Below are 15,564 nucleotides of genomic sequence, written 5' to 3'. Positions count from 1 at the left end.
CGGGGCTCATGCGCACATCCATACGTTCAGAGAAAAACACAAGGAGCGAGCATGAAAGCGGTCTTCAATACGGCACGCGGCACAGCCCGGGACACTTTGACCCTCAAGCAGGTGGGGACCCCATTGCCGGGCGCGGGCGAGGTTCTGGTCGCAATGCGGACCTCCGGCGTGAACCCTTCGGATGTGAAACTGCGCTCCGGCGCGCAGGGGCCGATGATCGCCGACCAGGTGCTGATCCACAATGATGGCGCCGGTGTCATCGAGGCGGTTGGCGAAGGCGTCGGCCCCGCGCGCGTCGGCCAGCGGGTGTGGCTCTACAATGTGAACCGCTCTGCGGATGGGCTGGGTCAGGGTCCGTTGGGAACCGCTGCGGAATATGCCATTGTGCCCGCGCATCTTGCGGTCGAACTGCCGGAGCCGGCGAGCTTTGACGCCGGTGCCTGTCTCGGGGTCCCGGCGATGACGGCGCATCGCGCACTGCTCTGGGCCGGCCCCGTTGCGGGCAAGACAGTGCTGGTCACCGGAGGCGCCGGTGCCGTCGGTCACAGCGCCATCCAGATCGCCAAGGCCAAAGGCGCGCGGGTTGTCGCCACCGTGTCCGGCGACGCCAAGGCGGAGATTGCCAGAGACGCCGGTGCCGACGACGTGCTGAACTACAAAAGCGCGCCGCTTGTCGATCAGCTGCTGGATGTTGTCGGAGCCGGGGGAATAGATCACGTGGTTGATGTGGACATTGCTGCACATGTCGACATCTATCCGCAGATCCTGACGCTGAACGGCTCCGTCGGCGCCTATGCCTCGGCCTCCGATCTGACACCGGCGCTGCCGTTCTACCCGCTGGCCTTCCGCAACATCCAGTTGCAGCCGGTGTTTGTGTATTCCATGAGCGACGCCGCCAAGGCCGAGGCGATTGCCGACATCAATGCACTGCTGTCTTCTGGTCAATTGACCCCGCGGATCGACAGGACATTCGCGCTGGAGGACGTCGCCGTCGCCCATGAGACCGTGGAGGCTGGCAGCCTGATGGGCAACGCAATCTTGCGTTTCTGAGACCGCTCTGCACGCAACAGAAAGGGCCCCGGCAGCACGGGGCCCTTTACAGCTTGTCTCGGTCCGTCGTTCCCGGCAGCGGGTCAGGTGATATGCGCGGTCGCCTCGATCTCGACCAGCGCGCGATCCTCCACCAGCCCTGCGACGATCAGCATCGACATAGCCGGGAAATGCTTGCCAAACACCTCGCGGTAGGCCGCGCCCACTTCGGCCTGATGGGCGAGGTATTCCTGTTTGTCGGTCACGAACCACGTCAGCCGCGTCACATCAGCGGGCTTGCCCCCGGCAGCCTCGACAATGGCGGCGATGTTTTTCAACGCCTGTCGCATCTGGCCGACGAAATCATCCGAAACAAATTCCTTGTTCTCGTCCCAGCCGATCTGGCCGCCAATATGCAGCACGCCATCATGGGTCAGCATGCCATTGGCATAGCCCTTGGCCGGAGCCCAACCTTCGGGGTGAATGGTTTGATGGGTCATGTCTGCCCTTTCATCTCGTTCTCAATTTTTGTTCGGATCGGTGCGGGCCACGGCGCAGAGCGCCCCTCGGCATTGATATGCACCAGGGTTGTTTCGGTGGAAAAGCGCAGCTCTTCGCCGCAATGGGCGGTCATTTCATAGGCAAGCGAGGACTTCCCGATCCGCGTGACCACAAGGCGCAGCACCAGGTGGTCGCCATGGCGGCTCGGGGCGGAAAACCGCGTCTGGATATTGACGGTGGGCACGCCCGCTGTTTGATGCATGTCCTCAAACGGCCAGCCCAGAACATCGGCAAACCAGCCCTCGACGCAATCGTTCATCATTTCGAAATAGCGCGGGAAAAAGACAATCCCCGCCGGGTCGCAATGTTTGAACAGCACTTTCTGTGGCATCTCATACATGGCTCATACCCCTACGTAACGCTCTGAAATCTCTGGGTTCAGGGCCGCCATGGTCCCACTCCAGACGGTTTCACCGCGCTCCAACACCACCGCACGATCACAGACCTGTTCCAGTTCCGCCAAAGTCTTGTCGATCACCAGAATTGCCATATCGGTGTCCTGTTTCAGCCGATTGATCGCCGCCCAGATTTCCTGACGGATGATGGGCGCAAGCCCCTCTGTCGCCTCATCCAGAATGAGCAGGCGCGGGTTGGTCATCAGGGCGCGGCCAATCGCCAGCATCTGCTGCTCACCGCCCGAGAGCGACGCTGAAAGCTGGCTCTGACGTTCGCCCAGACGCGGGAACAGCTGCGTGACGCGGCCCATGTCCCAGTCACCGGGGCGGCTGGTGGCAAGAAGGTTCTCCGCCACCGTAAGATCGCGAAAACAGCGCCGACCTTCTGGCACCAGACCAAGGCCCAGACGCGCGGCCTTGTGACTTGGCAGCGCGTGCAGGTTCTGGCCTGCGAACTCCAGCGTGCCGCCGGCGGCGATCATGCGGCAGATCGCCTTGACGGTGGTGGATTTGCCCATACCGTTGCGGCCCATGAGCGCCACCACCTCGCCAGGGTTGATGTCGAGATCGACACCAAAGAGCGCCTGACTCACACCATAGGATGCGGTGAGGGATTTGACGGACAAAAGACTCATGCGCTTTCTCCCAGATAGGCTTCGCGCACGCGCGGATCGCTGCGGATCTGATCGACGCTGCCGGTGGCAATCACCTCGCCATAGACCAGCACGCTGATCCGGTCCGCGAGCGCAAAGACCGCGTCCATGTCATGTTCCACCAAAAGGATCGGGGCCTCCTGGCGCAGACTATCAAGGAAACCGGTAAGGTTTTTCGACCCCTCTGCACCAAGGCCCGCCATGGGTTCATCCATCACAAAGGCCTTGGGCTCCAGCGTGAGCGCCACGGCAACCTCCAACTGGCGGCGTTGCCCATGGCTCAGGTCGGCGCAGCGCTTGGTCTTGTGGTCGGCAAGGCCAACCCGTTCCAGCGCCGCTTCGGCACGGGCACGCAAAGACCTGTCACCAAGAGCCGCCGACCAGAACCGCCACGGCCTGCCGCTGGCGCCCATGGCACCGAGGGTGGCGTTCTCCAACACCGTGTCTTCCATCGCCAGCGCCGAGATCTGAAAGGTCCGCCCCAAACCGGCCCGCGCCCGCTGATCGGTGCTGAGGGTGGTCACATCCTGGCCCATCAGCTCTACGCGACCTGCATCCGGCGCAAGCGAGCCACAGATCTGGCCGATCAAAGTGGATTTGCCTGCCCCATTGGGGCCGATGATGGCGTGGATTTCGCCGGGGCGCAGATCAATCGAAATGTCATTACTGGCCTTCAGCGCGCCAAAAGATTTGGTGATGCCATATGTGGCGAGGATTGTCTCAGTCATGGGTTGCCTCCTTGCCCGCCACCAGCCCGGTGATGCCACCGCGCGCAAAGAGCACGACCGCCAGAAGGATCAGCCCAAGGAAGATGTGCCAGAACTCGGTGATCCCGCCGAGGAAGTGCTCAAGCGCCACAAAGGTCACAGCCCCTGCAACAGGCCCAAACAGCCGCCCCACCCCGCCGAGGATCACAAGGATCATGATCTCGCCCGAGAACTGCCAGCTGAACATCGTCGGGCTGACAAAACGGTTGAGATCGGCAAAGAGCGCGCCAGCCAGACCGGTGATGACACCAGAGATGACAAAGGCCACCAGCTTCAGGCGCATCGGGTCCATACCCACGGCCTCAACCCGCGCGGGCACCTGACGCGCCGCATTCAGAGCCAGACCAAAGGGAGAGCGACGCAGGCGGGCAGAAAAAATCAGCACCACAACAAGGATCGCAAGGCACAGTCCGTAGAACTGGATCGGGGCCAATGTGTTGAGACCCGGAAAATCATTGCGGACATAGATCGACATGCCGTCTTCGCCGCCATAGGTGCTCCACGAGATTGCGAAGTAGTAAAACATCTGACCAAAGGCGAGCGTGATCATGATGAAATAGGCCCCGGTGGTGCGCAGGCTGAGGATGCCAATGACCAATGCCGCCAGCGCCGAGACGACAATGGCCAGAAGCCAGATCACCGGCATGAACTTGGTGCCTTCGATCAGGAAAGGCCACTCCATCAGCGGGGTATAGCTTTGGGCATGGTGGGCAAGGATGCCCATGGCATAACCGCCAATCCCGAAAAACACCGCGTGGCCAAGGCTCACCAAACCGCCGATGCCCAGCGCGATGTTCAGCCCCGCCGCCGCGAGGGCAAGGATCACCGCACGGGTCGCAAGTGTGATCGTAAAGGGTTCATCCGTCATCACCGCCCATGCAGGCACGGCAATGAGACCCAGCAGCAGGGCTGCGTTAAAGAGTGTTTCTCGGCTCATGCGCGCGCTCCGAACAGGCCAGAAGGACGCCAAATCAGCACAAGGCTCATCAGGATATAGATCGACATCGAGGCAATCGACGATCCGGCGGAGGTGGCGGGGGCTGCGTCCATAAAGAGTTTCAGCACTTCGGGCAGGAAGATCCCAACCAATGTGTCAGTCAGCCCCACCAGCAATGCGCCGATAAACGCGCCCTTGATGGACCCGATCCCGCCGATCACGATGACCACAAAGGCCAGGATCAGCACCGGCTCGCCCATGCCCACCTGAACCGACTGGATTGCGCCCACCAATGCGCCCGCGAGACCAGCCAAGGCCGCCCCCAGCGCAAAGACCAGCGTGTAGAGTTTCGAAATATCGACGCCCAGCGCCGCAATCATCTCGCGGTCGTTTTCGCCCGCGCGGATCTGGATGCCGATACGGGTGCGCTCAATCAAGAGCCACAGGCCAAACGCCACCAGCAGCCCCACGCCAATCAGCGCCAAACGATACAAAGGATACTGGATGCCGCCGGGCAAGGTCACAGGCCCCGACAAGGCATCGGGAATGTCCAGAAACAGCGGAAAAGATCCAAAGACCCAGCGTGTGCCCTCGGAAAAGATCAAAATGAGCGCAAAGGTCGCCAAGACCTGATCGAGATGGTCGCTGTCATAAAGCCTGCGGATCACCGCGACCTCGATCACAGCCCCCGCAAGCGCCGCTGCCGCGAGGGCCGCGATTAGCGCCAGCACAAACGACCCGGTGACGCCTGCCACAGCCGCCGCCGCAAAGGCCCCAACCATATAGAGCGAGCCATGGGCGAGGTTGATAAGTCCCATGACGCCAAAGATCAGCGTCAGCCCCGCCGCCATGAGAAAGAGCATGACGCCGGATTGCAGCCCGTTCAGCACCTGCTCGATGATAAGTATCGTGGACATATGTCTTCTTTCAGGTGTGTCCCGGCCCGCAGGTCCAGCGGGCCGGGCGCGCCTCACTTACATCTTGCACGCGTCCACATAGGCGTTTGCATGATCCTCAAGAGCGGTGCCGACGATCTTGTTGGTAAAGACGTCGCCTTCCTTGATGACCTCACGCACATAGACATTCTGGATCGGGTGATTGTTGGCGGCAAAGGAGAATTCCCCCCGCACAGAGGCAAAATCCGCCTCCTTCAGGGCCGCAGCAAAGGCCGCGTCATCATTCACATCCGCCTTGTCGATGGCCGACAGCAGCAGGTTTGCGGTGTCATAGCCCTGCGCCGCATAGATCGACGGCAGCCGGTCGTATTTCTGCTGGAAGGCCGCGACAAAGGCCGCGTTGGCTTCATTGTCCAGATCCTTGGACCATGTGGAGGAGTTCTTGACCCCCACAGCCGCCTCGCCCACCGCTTGCAGGATACCCTGATCAAAGCTGAAGGCCGGGCCAACCACGGGCAGATCCACGCCGCTGTCGGCATATTGCTTCAGGAAGGAAATCCCCATGCCGCCGGGCAGGAAGAAGAACACACTGTCCGCACCAGACGCGCGGATCTGCGCGATTTCAGCCGCGTAATCCGTCTGCCCCAGCTTGGTGTAGACCTCACCCGCCAGATCGCCCTCGTAAAACCGCTTGAACCCTGTCAGGCTGTCGTGGCCGGCCGGATAGTTCGGCGCCATGATGAAGGTGTTCTTGAACCCTTCCTGCGCCGCATAAGCGCCCGCGCCTTCGTGCAGGTTATCGTTCTGATAAGACACGGAGAAATAGTTGGCGTTGCACCCCTTGCCCGCCAGTTGCGCAGGCGCTGCATTGGTTGAGAGGTAGAACAGACCTTGCGCGGTGGCAGCCGGTACCACGGCCATGGCGAGGTTCGACCAGACGATCCCGGTCAGCACGTCGACCTTTTCCGATTGGATCATCTTGTCGGCCAACTGCACCGCGATGTCGGGCTTGCGCTGATCGTCCTCGATGACCACCTCGACATCATCACGGTTTGCGTTTTCCATCGCCAGCATGAACCCGTCGCGGGTGTCGATGCCGAGGCTCGCACCGCCGCCCGAAAGCGTGGTGATCATGCCCACCTTGACCTCTGCCATTGCGACGCTGTTCATCAGCGCTGTGGCCGCTGTGGCCATCAGAAATTTCTTCATTGTCGAACTCCCTGTTCTGGTTGGTGTGTTGGCTTATGACCGAAGCCTAAAACGTTGGATCTTGCCTGTCTGCGTCTTTGGCAGACTTTGGGCAAAGACAATGCTTCGGGGGTACTTGTAGGGCGCGATTGTTGCCTTCACGTGGTCCTGAAGCGCCCTGGTCAACGCGGCGTCGCCAACAACGCCTGCGTTCAAAACGATATGAGCCTCGACGATATGGCCTCGCTCCGAGTCCGGGGCACCGATCACTGCGCATTCAGACACGGCGTCATGCGCCAAGAGCGCCGCCTCCACCTCGGGGCCGGCGATATTGTAGCCGGCCGAGACGATCATATCGTCGTTGCGCGCGGCAAAGTGGAAATAGCCATCCGTGTCGCGGATAAAACTGTCGCCGGTGATGTTCCAGCCATCGGTAACATACCCAGCCTGACGGTCGTCGTTCAGATAGCGGCACCCGGTCGGACCGCGCACCGCAAGGCGGCCAACCTCGCCATCGGGTACAGAGTTGCCTTCGTCATCGACCACCTTGGCCTCATAGCCCCCCACGGGTTTGCCGGTACAGGCCGGGCGGTGGTCGTCAAAGCGGTTGGAGATAAAGATATGCAACATCTCGGTCGCACCGATCCCATCCAGCATCGGCTTGCCGGTCTTGGCCATCCAATCGTCATAGACGGGTTTGGGCAGGGTCTCCCCGGCGGAGACGGCGGCACGCAGGCTGCTGAGATCCGCCCCCTCTTCCATTGCGGCAAGCATCACCCGATAGGCGGTCGGCGCGGTAAAGCACACGGTCGCGCGGTATTTCTCGATGATCTCGATCATATTGGGCGGGGTGGCCTGTTCCAAAAGTGTCGCGGTTGCCCCGAAACGTAGCGGGAAGATCGCCAGCCCGCCAAGCCCGAAGGTAAAGGCAAGTGGCGGTGATCCAACAAAAATATCCTCAGGCACCACATTCAGCACATCGCGGGCATAGCCATCCGCGATGATGAGCAGATCGCGATGGAAATGCATGGTCGCCTTGGGCTCTCCGGTCGACCCGGAGGTGAACCCCAAAAGCGCCACATCATCGCGCCCGGTCTGCACCGCCTCAAAGCGCACCGGCTTTTCCAGCGCCAGCCTGTCGAGTTCGGCGTCGTGGTTGGAGGTCCCGTCAAAGCCTACAACCCGCTCAAGCACGTCACACTGTGCCGCGCAGGTCTCCATTTCCTCCATCAACCGGGTATCGCAGAGGGCAAACTGGATCTGTGCCTTCTCGACATATTTCTTCAACTCTGCGGCGCGCAGCATCGGCATGGTGTTGACCACAACCGCGCCCGCCTTGGTCGCCGCCAGCCAGCAGGCCACCATCGCCGGATTATTGGCGGACCGGATCAGGATGCGGTTGCCGGGTTTGACACCCAGATCCTCCACCAGCGCATGCGCCAGCCGGTTGGTCCAGTCGGCAAGCTCCTTGTAGGTGCGCTGCCGCCCGTTGCCGATCAGGGCGGTGCGGTCGCCAAAGCCCCGCTCCACCATGGCGTCCGTCAGCTCCACGCCCGCGTTCAGATGATCCGGGTAGTCAAACCCATCCAGCAGGAAGTCCGGCCATTGTTCCGACGGTGGCAGCGCGTCGCGGGTGAATGTGTCGGTATGTGCGGTTGCGCCCAGTTTCATGACTTGCCCTCCATCGCCATCATGGCTTGCCGCGCGATCACCACGCGCTGCACGTCACTGGCCCCTTCATAAATCCGCAAGGCTCTGATTTCGCGATAAAGTTTTTCGACCATCGCACCGGAACGCACGCCCTCACCACCAAAGAGCTGCACCGCCTTGTCGATTACAACCTGCGCCGCCTCGGTCGAGAACAGCTTGGCCATTGCCGCCTCGCGCGTGACCCGCGCCGCACCACTGTCCTTGGTCCAGGCCGCGCGGTAGACCAGCAACGCGGCCGCATCCACATCCAACGCCATATCGGCGATATGCCCCTGCACCATCTGCAAATCAAAGAGCGGCGCTCCCTGCACGTGACGCTCTGTGACGCGCCGCAAGGCCTCGTCCAATGCGCGGCGCGCAAAGCCCAGCGCCGCCGCCGCCACGGTGGAGCGGAACACATCCAGCACCGACATGGCGATGCGGAACCCCTGCCCCGGCGCGCCGATCATGGCGCTTGCAGGGATACGCACATCCGTAAACCGCAAGGTTGCCAGCGGGTGCGGCGCGATGGTCTCCAGCCGCTCCACCACCTCAAACCCGTCCAGATCCGGCGTCACAATAAAGGCCGAAAGCCCCCTGGCGCCCGGTGCCTCTCCGGTGCGGGCAAACAGCGTGTAGACATCGGCAATCCCACCATTGGAGATCCAAGTCTTTTCACCATTCAAAACATAGTAATCGCCATCGCGCACCGCCGTCATGGTGGAGTTCGCCACATCCGACCCCGACTGCGGCTCAGTCAGCGCAAAAGCAGCAATCGCCGCACCGCTGCGGGTTTTGGGCAACCACGCCGCCTTTTGCGCATCGGTCCCGAACAGCGAAATCGCCCCGGTGCCAAGCCCCTGCATGGCAAAGGCAAAATCCGCAAGCCCATCGTGGCGGGCCAGGATCTCACGCGACAGGCACAGCCTGCGTACATCAAGGCGCGCGCCGCCCTCTCCCTCGCCCGTGGGCCGCAAAACACCTGCCGCGCCAAGATCGGCCACCAGCTTGCGACAGGCCGCATCGGTGTCACTGTGATCCACATTGAGCCCAGCCGCCACCGCCTCGACCTGCGCCGCCCAGTCGCGATGCTCTTGGTCAAAAAAGGGCCAATTCAGAAAACTCTGGTCCGCCACGTTATCTTCCCCGTTGTTTTCATCTTCTTGTTAAATATCCTCGCCGAAGGCGAAACATGGCGCTCTCAGTCGCCTTCAAACACTGGTCGCTCTTTGGCGACAAAGGCCTCATAGGCGCGTCGGAAATCATTGCCCTGCATGCAGATCGCCTGCGCCTGCGCCTCGGCCTCGATGGCCTGTTCAAGGCTCATGGACCATTCCTGCGCCAGCATGGTCTTGGTCATGCCATTGGCAAACGTCGGCCCCTGCACGATGCGCTCCGCCATCTTCATGGCTTCCGCCTCCAGCGCATCGCCCGCCACCACGCGGTTGAAAAACCCCCAGCGTTCGCCTTCCTCGGCCCCCAGCGACCGGCCCATATAGAGCAGCTCCGCCGCGCGGCCCTGACCGATGATGCGCGGCAGCATGGCGCAGGCCCCCATGTCACAGCCCGCAAGGCCCACACGGTTGAACAGAAAGGCCACCTTGGCCTCAGGGGCAGCAATGCGCAGATCACTGGCCATCGCCATGATCGCACCGGCCCCGGCGCAGATACCATCCACCGCCGCAATCACCGGCTTGGTGCAATTGAGCATCGCCTTCACCAGATCCCCGGTCATGCGGGTAAAGGCCAAAAGCTCCTTCATGTTCATCTTGGTAAGCGGGCCGATGATGTCATGCACATCGCCGCCAGAGGAGAAATTGCCGCCATTGGGCACGATCACCACCGCATGCACCTCGTCCGAATAGGGCAGCGCCCGGAACCAGTCGCGCAGCTCGGCGTAGCTGTCAAAAGTCAGCGGGTTTTTACGCTCTGGCCGATTGAGTGAAATGCGGGCAATGCCACCTTCGATCTGGCAATTGAAATGGGTTGTGTCGTGCAGGCTCATGTGAGGTCGTCCTTAGAAGTCTGGTTTGCGCCTATGGGCTGGATCTGATCCAGAAGCGCGCTCATATCCGTGATGTCATCTGCGCCAAGGCCCGCCATCATCTCATCGATCCAGGCCTCATGCTCGGCGGCAAGGCGGGCAAACTCTGCCTCACCCGCAGGGGTCAATCGCGCCACCTGCGCACGGCGATCTCCGGGCACCGCAACCCGCAGCGCGAGGCCATCTTCGGTCAGCCGATCCACGATGCCTGTTACATTGCCGTTTGAGACGCGCAGAAACTGCGACAGCTGGCTCATCTTGAGGCCCTCGGGATTGCGCGACAGGGCCGACATCACATCAAAACGCGGCAGCGTGGTATTGTGGCGATCGCGCAAGCGGCGGCGCAGCTCGGCCTCGATGCTGCCAGAGGTCTTCAAGAGTTTCAGCCATAGGCGCAGACGGGCCTTGGAAGCCGCATCGCGGACCTCTGCGCGCGGGTTTGCGCTGCTCATATCTCGCCCCCCGTCAGGGCCAGGGCGTGACCGTTGACCGAAGCCGCGCCGCTCGACGCCAACCACAGCGCCGCATCCGCAACTTCTTCCGGCTGGACAAAACGCCCTTGCGGATTGTCCGCCTTGAGCGCGCCAGCTGCATCCTCGGCGCTCATGCCCGTCTTGGCGCGAATATTGTCGATGCTACGCTGAAGCATCGGCGTTTCCACAAACCCCGGACAAATCGCATTCACGGTTATGCCGGTACGGGCCAGTTCCTTGGCCAGACCGCGGGTCAGCCCCACCACCGCGTGTTTGGCGGCGCAATAAGCGCTGACATAAGGGTAACCTTTGAGCCCGGCGGTCGAGGCCACGGCAATCATGCGCCCGCTCCCTGCCTCTTTCATGCCCGGCAGCACCGCCTGCCAGAGGTTCACCACGCCATTGAGGTTCACCGCCATCATGGCATTCAGCATCTCTGGCTGCATCTTGGCAAAAGGCACGCTCTCGGCGGCACCCGCATTGGCGAGTGCCACGCTCACCGGCCCGCGAGCAGCAGCCGCGCGCGCCACCGCCGATGTGACGCTCGCCGCATCGGTCACATCGCAGACCTCATAGGGAAGCCCCTGTTCAACAAGGGTTTTCTCTGTGCGCCCCATCAGGGTGACCGTGGCCCCCGCAGCGGCAAAGGCCTGCGCGCAGGCCGCCCCCACCCCCGTGCCACCACCGGTAATCAGGACGTGTTCTTGGCTCAGATCTCTGCTCATGCGCGCAAGCTCTCCGCTTCTTTATCCGCCAGCCGCCAGCTTTGATCACGGCCCGCCTGATAGGGCAGCGGCCAGTCAGGCGCCGCGCGGTCGCCAATCTTGGTGCCCTCACGCAGGGTCCAATAGGGATCGGCCAGATGCGGGCGACCCACGGCCACCAGATCGGCCCGGCCCGCCATCAGGATCGAATTGGCGTGATCGGCCTCAAAGATGTTGCCCACCGCCATGGTGCAGATCCCGGCCTCGTTGCGGATCTGATCCGAAAACGGCGTCTGGAACATACGGCCGTAGACGGGGTTGGCATCGATGGTGGTCTGACCGGCAGAGACGTCGATCAGATCCGCCCCCGCCTCCCAGAAGGCACGGGCAATCTTGACCGCCTCGTCCGGGGTAACCCCATCCTCACCCACCCAGTCATTGGCCGAGATGCGCACCGACATCGGTTTGCCCTCGGGCAAGACCGCGCGCATGGCGGCAAAGACCTCCAGCGGGTAGCGCAGACGGTTTTCAAGGCTACCGCCGTATTCATCGCCGCGCTGGTTGGAGACCGGCGACAGGAACGAAGAGATCAGATAGCCATGGGCCGCGTGCAGCTCGATCATGTCAAAGCCTGCGCGGTCCGCCATCTCAGCGGCGCTCACAAATTGATCGCGCACCTCGTCCATCTCTGCGCGGGTGATTTCGCGCGGGGTGGCGTTCTGGTCGGACCATGGAATGGCAGAGGCGCTGACGATATCCCAATTGCCCTCCGGCAAGGGCGCATCCATCTCGTCCCAACCGAGCTGGGTGGAGCCTTTGCGCCCCGAATGACCGATCTGGCAGCAGATCTTGGCATCCGTCTGCGTGTGTACGAAATCGGCAATGCGGGACCATGCGGCCTCATGTTCTGGCGCATATAGCCCCGGACAGCCGGGGGTGATCCGGCCCTCTGGCGACACACAGGTCATCTCGGTGTAGACCAGCCCTGCACCACCCTTGGCGCGCTCGCCATAATGCACCAGATGCCAGTCGGTGGGACAGCCATCCTCGGCCTTATACTGCGCCATGGGCGAGACCACGATGCGGCTCTTGAGGTCCATGTCGCGCAGGCGGAAGGGCGCAAACATCGGCGCGCGCAGCGGCGCGTCCTTGGGCGCACCGGCCTGAGTCATGAACCAGCGTTCCGCGCTCTCAAGCCAGTCCTTGTCGCGTTCGCGCAGGTTTTCATGGCTGATGCGCTGGCTGCGGGTCAGCATCGAATAATTCAACTGCACCGGATCAAGATCAAGATAGCGTTCGACCCGCTCGAACCACTCCATCGAGTTGCGCGCCGCCGATTGCAGGCGCAGCACCTCAAGGCGACGCTGTTCTTCGTAGTCCTCAAAGGCGCTCTGCAGATCGGGCTTTTCATGCAGCAGGTCGGCCAGCGCGATGGCGGATTCCAGCGCCAGTTTCGATCCCGACCCGATGGAGAAATGCGCCGTCGCCGCCGCATCGCCCATCAGCACCACATTTTCATGGCTCCATTTTTCGCACAGAACCCTTGGGAAACGAATCCAGGCGGAGCCGCGAATGTGGTTGGCATTGGTCATCAGCGCATGGCCGCCCAGATGATCCTTAAAGATCTCTTCGCAGACCTTGATGCTCTCCTGCTGGCTCATGGAGCCAAAGCCAAAGGCGTCAAAGGTCTCTTGCGTGCATTCCACGATAAAGGTCGCAGTGTCGTCATCGAACTGGTAGGCATGCGCCCAGACCCAGCCGTGCTCGGTTTCCTCAAAAATGAAGGTGAACGCATCCTTGAAGGTCTGGTGGGTGCCCAGCCAGACAAAGTTACACAGGCGCGTGTCCACATCCGGTTTGAACGTCTCCGCATAGAGGCTGCGGGTGCGGGAATTGAGCCCATCGCTTGCGACAACCAGATCGTAATCCTTGCGATAGTCCTCGGCACTTTTTGCTTCGGTCTCAAACTGCAAATCGACGCCCAATTCGCGTGCGCGCTCTTGCAACAGGATCAACAGTTGCTTGCGTCCAATGCCGCAGAACCCGTGGCCAGAGGACACCTGCCGGGTGCCTTTGAAATGCAGCGCCACGTCGTCCCAATAGGCAAAATGCGCCCGGATCGACTGCGCACTTGTGGCGTCATTGGCGGCGAGATTGTCGAGCGTCTCATCCGACAGCACCACACCCCAGCCAAATGTGTCGTCGGCGCGGTTGCGCTCGATCACGGTGACGTCGTGACCGGGATCGCGCAGCTTCATCGAGATCGCGAAATACAGGCCCGCAGGCCCCCCTCCCAAGCATGCAATGCGCATCTGATCCTCATCCCCAATTCGGTTATTGATGGGAGAAGGTTCTGCGCATCTCAAAACAATTTCAAGCTTGAAATTTCTAATTTTAAAGTATTAACTGTGACGCCGCGTCAAATGCCCTCGGACACGCGCCCATCAAAATGTAGTTTAATGTATTGTTTTTAATATAAATAACCTGTGTCACCACAACCAAAGCAACGCTCTGATTGCAATACGCACTCCATTTCAGCACCCCAGTGGTTTCACATGCTGGGCACCATACGGTGCGGGCTTTCTTCGCCACTTCTCCGAGTCGCGTGATGAACTGCGCTCTACCAGACCCCGGTTTCCGCGAGCATCGGCCATGAACTTGCAAGCGGCGCAGGCCCCGGAAGCGCGTGGTCGCAATACCAGATCTCCTCAGGCTGCACGTCCACGATCCTCTCTGCACCCTGAAAGCCGGCCACACGGTCGGGGGTCCAGTCAACCGTGGCCAAACCGGTGACAAAGATCCCGGCCCCGCTGCTGAAATCGGGGACAAACAGCCCCACGCGCCCGTCGGCCTCGATATTGCCAAGCGTGTTGAAGAAGCGGTTGCCCGAAAAATCCGGAAACGACAGCGAACCATCGGCATTGATCGTCAGAAATCCGGGCCGCCCGCCGCGGTGCGAGGCATCGATGCCATCGGCTGGATCGTCCGACATCTCCGCCGCGCGCGAGGCGATAAAGAAGGTATCGGCCTGCGCCACCAAGGCGCGGCTGCGCGCGTCCCAATCGGGCAGCGCGGTCGCCACCGGCGCGGGCGGATTGGCGGGCCACAGCAGATCGCGCGTCTGGATATACTGCGGACAATTGCCAAAGCTCAGGTCCACAGCGATCTCGAACCCCTCGCTATTAACCGCGCGGATGGTGCCATTCATCCGGTTGCGACGACGGCTGGACAGCTCCATGCCAACAACGCCCACTTTCGCACCGGGCCGCACATCGAGCCAGAGCGTATCGCCCAGCACCGGCCGTGCGCCCACCGCAAGACGCCGGGGATCGCGTGCACGCAGGAACCCGACCTCGCCAACCGCAGGCGTCGCCCAAACCTTTCCGCGCGCATCCAGCAGGCCGAGGAACAGCACCGGCAGGCTCTCGAAGAAATCGCGGTGCTGTTGCGGCATTTCGGGACGGATGGCATGGGCCACCCGCTCTCGGTAACTCTCTGCCACACCGGCCCGGCGTTGCAGGATCAGCTCACCTGCGTGAAAGACATGGTTTGCACGGGACATGCGGGCGCTCCTCAGGCGATTTCGGGAATGGGGGAGGCCTGCATCGGCACAAAGCCCTTGATGCCCTGCACCCGGTCGATCCACGCCCGCACCAGCGGATAATCTGCAAGGCTTACGCCCCCTTCCGGCGCATGGGCGATATAGGCGTAGGCCGCGACATCGGCGATCGTGGGGCTGTCGCCCACAAGGAAATCCCGCCCCGCGATCATCCCCTCCATCAGACCAAGGAACGCATGGCTGGCCTCGCGGGCTTCCCCCGTCTCGGGCGTGTCTCCAGCGCCGATCAATGTCCGCCACCGCGCACGTGAGGGGCCGGTTGCCACATGCGACACCGTCAGCGACAGCCAGCGCTGCACCTCGGCGGCGGGTTTGGGCGCGGTCGGCAGCCAGTCGGTCCCCGCACCATAGGCCTGCACCAGATAGACAAGGATCGCGTTGGAATCCGCAACCAGAGTGCCGTTGTCGTCGATCACCGGCACCTGACCCAACAGGTTGAGTTCTAAAAACTCCGGCGCTTTATGCGCGCCCTTCAGCAAATCGACCTCAATCAGCTCATACGGCAGATCCAGGATCGACAGCATCATCTCCACCCGGTGGCAGTGACCAGAGAGCGGGTGGCGGTAGAATTTGATCGCGGCGGCGTTGGCGGGGAAATCGGGATTCATC

At 61.8% G+C, this 15,564-nt stretch carries 16 protein-coding genes; 1 reads left to right on the top strand and 15 read right to left on the bottom strand.

The features are described from left to right. Positions 1 to 51: 51 nt before the first annotated feature. Positions 52 to 1,050: an NADPH:quinone reductase gene (locus tag ACXAF5_RS05615; RefSeq protein WP_474945849.1), complete on the top strand. Its 999-nt coding sequence runs from the start codon at positions 52 to 54 to the stop codon at positions 1,048 to 1,050. Positions 1,051 to 1,133: 83 nt separating this feature from the next. On the opposite strand, the gene ACXAF5_RS05610 is transcribed toward ACXAF5_RS05615, so the two are convergent. From ACXAF5_RS05610 to ACXAF5_RS05540, 15 genes are all read right to left on the bottom strand, one after another. Beyond that, complete coding sequence (locus ACXAF5_RS05610; protein ID WP_239322924.1) at positions 1,134 to 1,529, bottom strand: RidA family protein; 396 nt, start codon at positions 1,527 to 1,529, stop codon at positions 1,134 to 1,136. Further along, entirely contained in the window at positions 1,526 to 1,930 is a 405-nt protein-coding gene (locus ACXAF5_RS05605) for an acyl-CoA thioesterase (protein WP_474945848.1), read from the bottom strand. The genes ACXAF5_RS05610 and ACXAF5_RS05605 overlap by 4 nt, the downstream gene beginning before the upstream one ends. Positions 1,931 to 1,933: 3 nt before the next feature. Continuing rightward, positions 1,934 to 2,620: an ABC transporter ATP-binding protein gene (locus tag ACXAF5_RS05600; RefSeq protein WP_474945847.1), complete on the bottom strand. Its 687-nt coding sequence runs from the start codon at positions 2,618 to 2,620 to the stop codon at positions 1,934 to 1,936. Continuing rightward, the gene (locus tag ACXAF5_RS05595) at positions 2,617 to 3,366 is read right to left on the bottom strand and encodes an ABC transporter ATP-binding protein (protein ID WP_065326404.1); all 750 of its coding nucleotides are present in this window, start codon (positions 3,364 to 3,366) and stop codon (positions 2,617 to 2,619) included. The genes ACXAF5_RS05600 and ACXAF5_RS05595 overlap by 4 nt, the downstream gene beginning before the upstream one ends. Continuing rightward, on the bottom strand, positions 3,359 to 4,342 hold the full coding sequence (locus ACXAF5_RS05590; protein ID WP_065333135.1) for a branched-chain amino acid ABC transporter permease: 984 nt from the start codon (positions 4,340 to 4,342) through the stop codon (positions 3,359 to 3,361). Before ACXAF5_RS05590 ends, ACXAF5_RS05595 begins: the two co-directional genes overlap by 8 nt. After that, entirely contained in the window at positions 4,339 to 5,259 is a 921-nt protein-coding gene (locus ACXAF5_RS05585) for a branched-chain amino acid ABC transporter permease (protein ID WP_065326402.1), read from the bottom strand. The genes ACXAF5_RS05590 and ACXAF5_RS05585 overlap by 4 nt, the downstream gene beginning before the upstream one ends. A gap of 57 nt (positions 5,260 to 5,316) precedes the next feature. Continuing rightward, on the bottom strand, positions 5,317 to 6,447 hold the full coding sequence (locus tag ACXAF5_RS05580; RefSeq protein ID WP_474945846.1) for an ABC transporter substrate-binding protein: 1,131 nt from the start codon (positions 6,445 to 6,447) through the stop codon (positions 5,317 to 5,319). Positions 6,448 to 6,480: 33 nt separating this feature from the next. Continuing rightward, the gene (locus ACXAF5_RS05575; RefSeq protein WP_474945845.1) at positions 6,481 to 8,097 is read right to left on the bottom strand and encodes a benzoate-CoA ligase family protein; all 1,617 of its coding nucleotides are present in this window, start codon (positions 8,095 to 8,097) and stop codon (positions 6,481 to 6,483) included. Beyond that, positions 8,094 to 9,251, bottom strand: a complete 1,158-nt coding sequence (locus ACXAF5_RS05570) for an acyl-CoA dehydrogenase family protein (protein WP_474945844.1) — start codon at positions 9,249 to 9,251, stop codon at positions 8,094 to 8,096. Before ACXAF5_RS05570 ends, ACXAF5_RS05575 begins: the two co-directional genes overlap by 4 nt. Before the next feature lie 65 nt (positions 9,252 to 9,316). Continuing rightward, on the bottom strand, positions 9,317 to 10,120 hold the full coding sequence (locus tag ACXAF5_RS05565; protein ID WP_165809725.1) for an enoyl-CoA hydratase family protein: 804 nt from the start codon (positions 10,118 to 10,120) through the stop codon (positions 9,317 to 9,319). Next, a complete protein-coding gene (locus ACXAF5_RS05560; RefSeq protein ID WP_474945843.1) occupies positions 10,117 to 10,611 on the bottom strand; it encodes a MarR family winged helix-turn-helix transcriptional regulator in 495 nt (164 codons plus the stop codon). The genes ACXAF5_RS05565 and ACXAF5_RS05560 overlap by 4 nt, the downstream gene beginning before the upstream one ends. Beyond that, a complete protein-coding gene (locus ACXAF5_RS05555) occupies positions 10,608 to 11,357 on the bottom strand; it encodes an SDR family NAD(P)-dependent oxidoreductase (RefSeq protein WP_474945842.1) in 750 nt (249 codons plus the stop codon). Before ACXAF5_RS05555 ends, ACXAF5_RS05560 begins: the two co-directional genes overlap by 4 nt. Beyond that, the gene (locus tag ACXAF5_RS05550) at positions 11,354 to 13,648 is read right to left on the bottom strand and encodes a bifunctional salicylyl-CoA 5-hydroxylase/oxidoreductase (protein WP_474945841.1); all 2,295 of its coding nucleotides are present in this window, start codon (positions 13,646 to 13,648) and stop codon (positions 11,354 to 11,356) included. Before ACXAF5_RS05550 ends, ACXAF5_RS05555 begins: the two co-directional genes overlap by 4 nt. A gap of 308 nt (positions 13,649 to 13,956) precedes the next feature. Then, a complete protein-coding gene (locus ACXAF5_RS05545; RefSeq protein WP_474945840.1) occupies positions 13,957 to 14,898 on the bottom strand; it encodes a pyridoxamine 5'-phosphate oxidase family protein in 942 nt (313 codons plus the stop codon). Between the two features lie 11 nt (positions 14,899 to 14,909). Continuing rightward, complete coding sequence (locus tag ACXAF5_RS05540; protein WP_474945839.1) at positions 14,910 to 15,563, bottom strand: glutathione S-transferase family protein; 654 nt, start codon at positions 15,561 to 15,563, stop codon at positions 14,910 to 14,912. Between the last annotated feature and the right edge of the window lies 1 nt (position 15,564).

The sequence above is a fragment of the Epibacterium sp. ABV4_022 genome, assembly GCF_056159345.1.
This window is presented reverse-complemented; position numbering and strand designations above follow the sequence as displayed.

What these genes read in the sequence shown, in the direction of transcription:
- ACXAF5_RS05615 (WP_474945849.1), top strand. Translation starts at nt 52, where the DNA reads ATGAAAGCGGTCTTCAATACGGCACGCGGCACAGCCCGGGACACTTTG.
- ACXAF5_RS05610 (WP_239322924.1), bottom strand. Translation starts at nt 1,529, where the DNA reads ATGACCCATCAAACCATTCACCCCGAAGGTTGGGCTCCGGCCAAGGGC.
- ACXAF5_RS05605 (WP_474945848.1), bottom strand. Translation starts at nt 1,930, where the DNA reads ATGTATGAGATGCCACAGAAAGTGCTGTTCAAACATTGCGACCCGGCG.
- ACXAF5_RS05600 (WP_474945847.1), bottom strand. Translation starts at nt 2,620, where the DNA reads ATGAGTCTTTTGTCCGTCAAATCCCTCACCGCATCCTATGGTGTGAGT.
- ACXAF5_RS05595 (WP_065326404.1), bottom strand. Translation starts at nt 3,366, where the DNA reads ATGACTGAGACAATCCTCGCCACATATGGCATCACCAAATCTTTTGGC.
- ACXAF5_RS05590 (WP_065333135.1), bottom strand. Translation starts at nt 4,342, where the DNA reads ATGAGCCGAGAAACACTCTTTAACGCAGCCCTGCTGCTGGGTCTCATT.
- ACXAF5_RS05585 (WP_065326402.1), bottom strand. Translation starts at nt 5,259, where the DNA reads ATGTCCACGATACTTATCATCGAGCAGGTGCTGAACGGGCTGCAATCC.
- ACXAF5_RS05580 (WP_474945846.1), bottom strand. Translation starts at nt 6,447, where the DNA reads ATGAAGAAATTTCTGATGGCCACAGCGGCCACAGCGCTGATGAACAGC.
- ACXAF5_RS05575 (WP_474945845.1), bottom strand. Translation starts at nt 8,097, where the DNA reads ATGAAACTGGGCGCAACCGCACATACCGACACATTCACCCGCGACGCG.
- ACXAF5_RS05565 (WP_165809725.1), bottom strand. Translation starts at nt 10,120, where the DNA reads ATGAGCCTGCACGACACAACCCATTTCAATTGCCAGATCGAAGGTGGC.
- ACXAF5_RS05560 (WP_474945843.1), bottom strand. Translation starts at nt 10,611, where the DNA reads ATGAGCAGCGCAAACCCGCGCGCAGAGGTCCGCGATGCGGCTTCCAAG.
- ACXAF5_RS05555 (WP_474945842.1), bottom strand. Translation starts at nt 11,357, where the DNA reads ATGAGCAGAGATCTGAGCCAAGAACACGTCCTGATTACCGGTGGTGGC.
- ACXAF5_RS05550 (WP_474945841.1), bottom strand. Translation starts at nt 13,648, where the DNA reads ATGCGCATTGCATGCTTGGGAGGGGGGCCTGCGGGCCTGTATTTCGCG.
- ACXAF5_RS05545 (WP_474945840.1), bottom strand. Translation starts at nt 14,898, where the DNA reads ATGTCCCGTGCAAACCATGTCTTTCACGCAGGTGAGCTGATCCTGCAA.
- ACXAF5_RS05540 (WP_474945839.1), bottom strand. Translation starts at nt 15,563, where the DNA reads ATGAATCCCGATTTCCCCGCCAACGCCGCCGCGATCAAATTCTACCGC.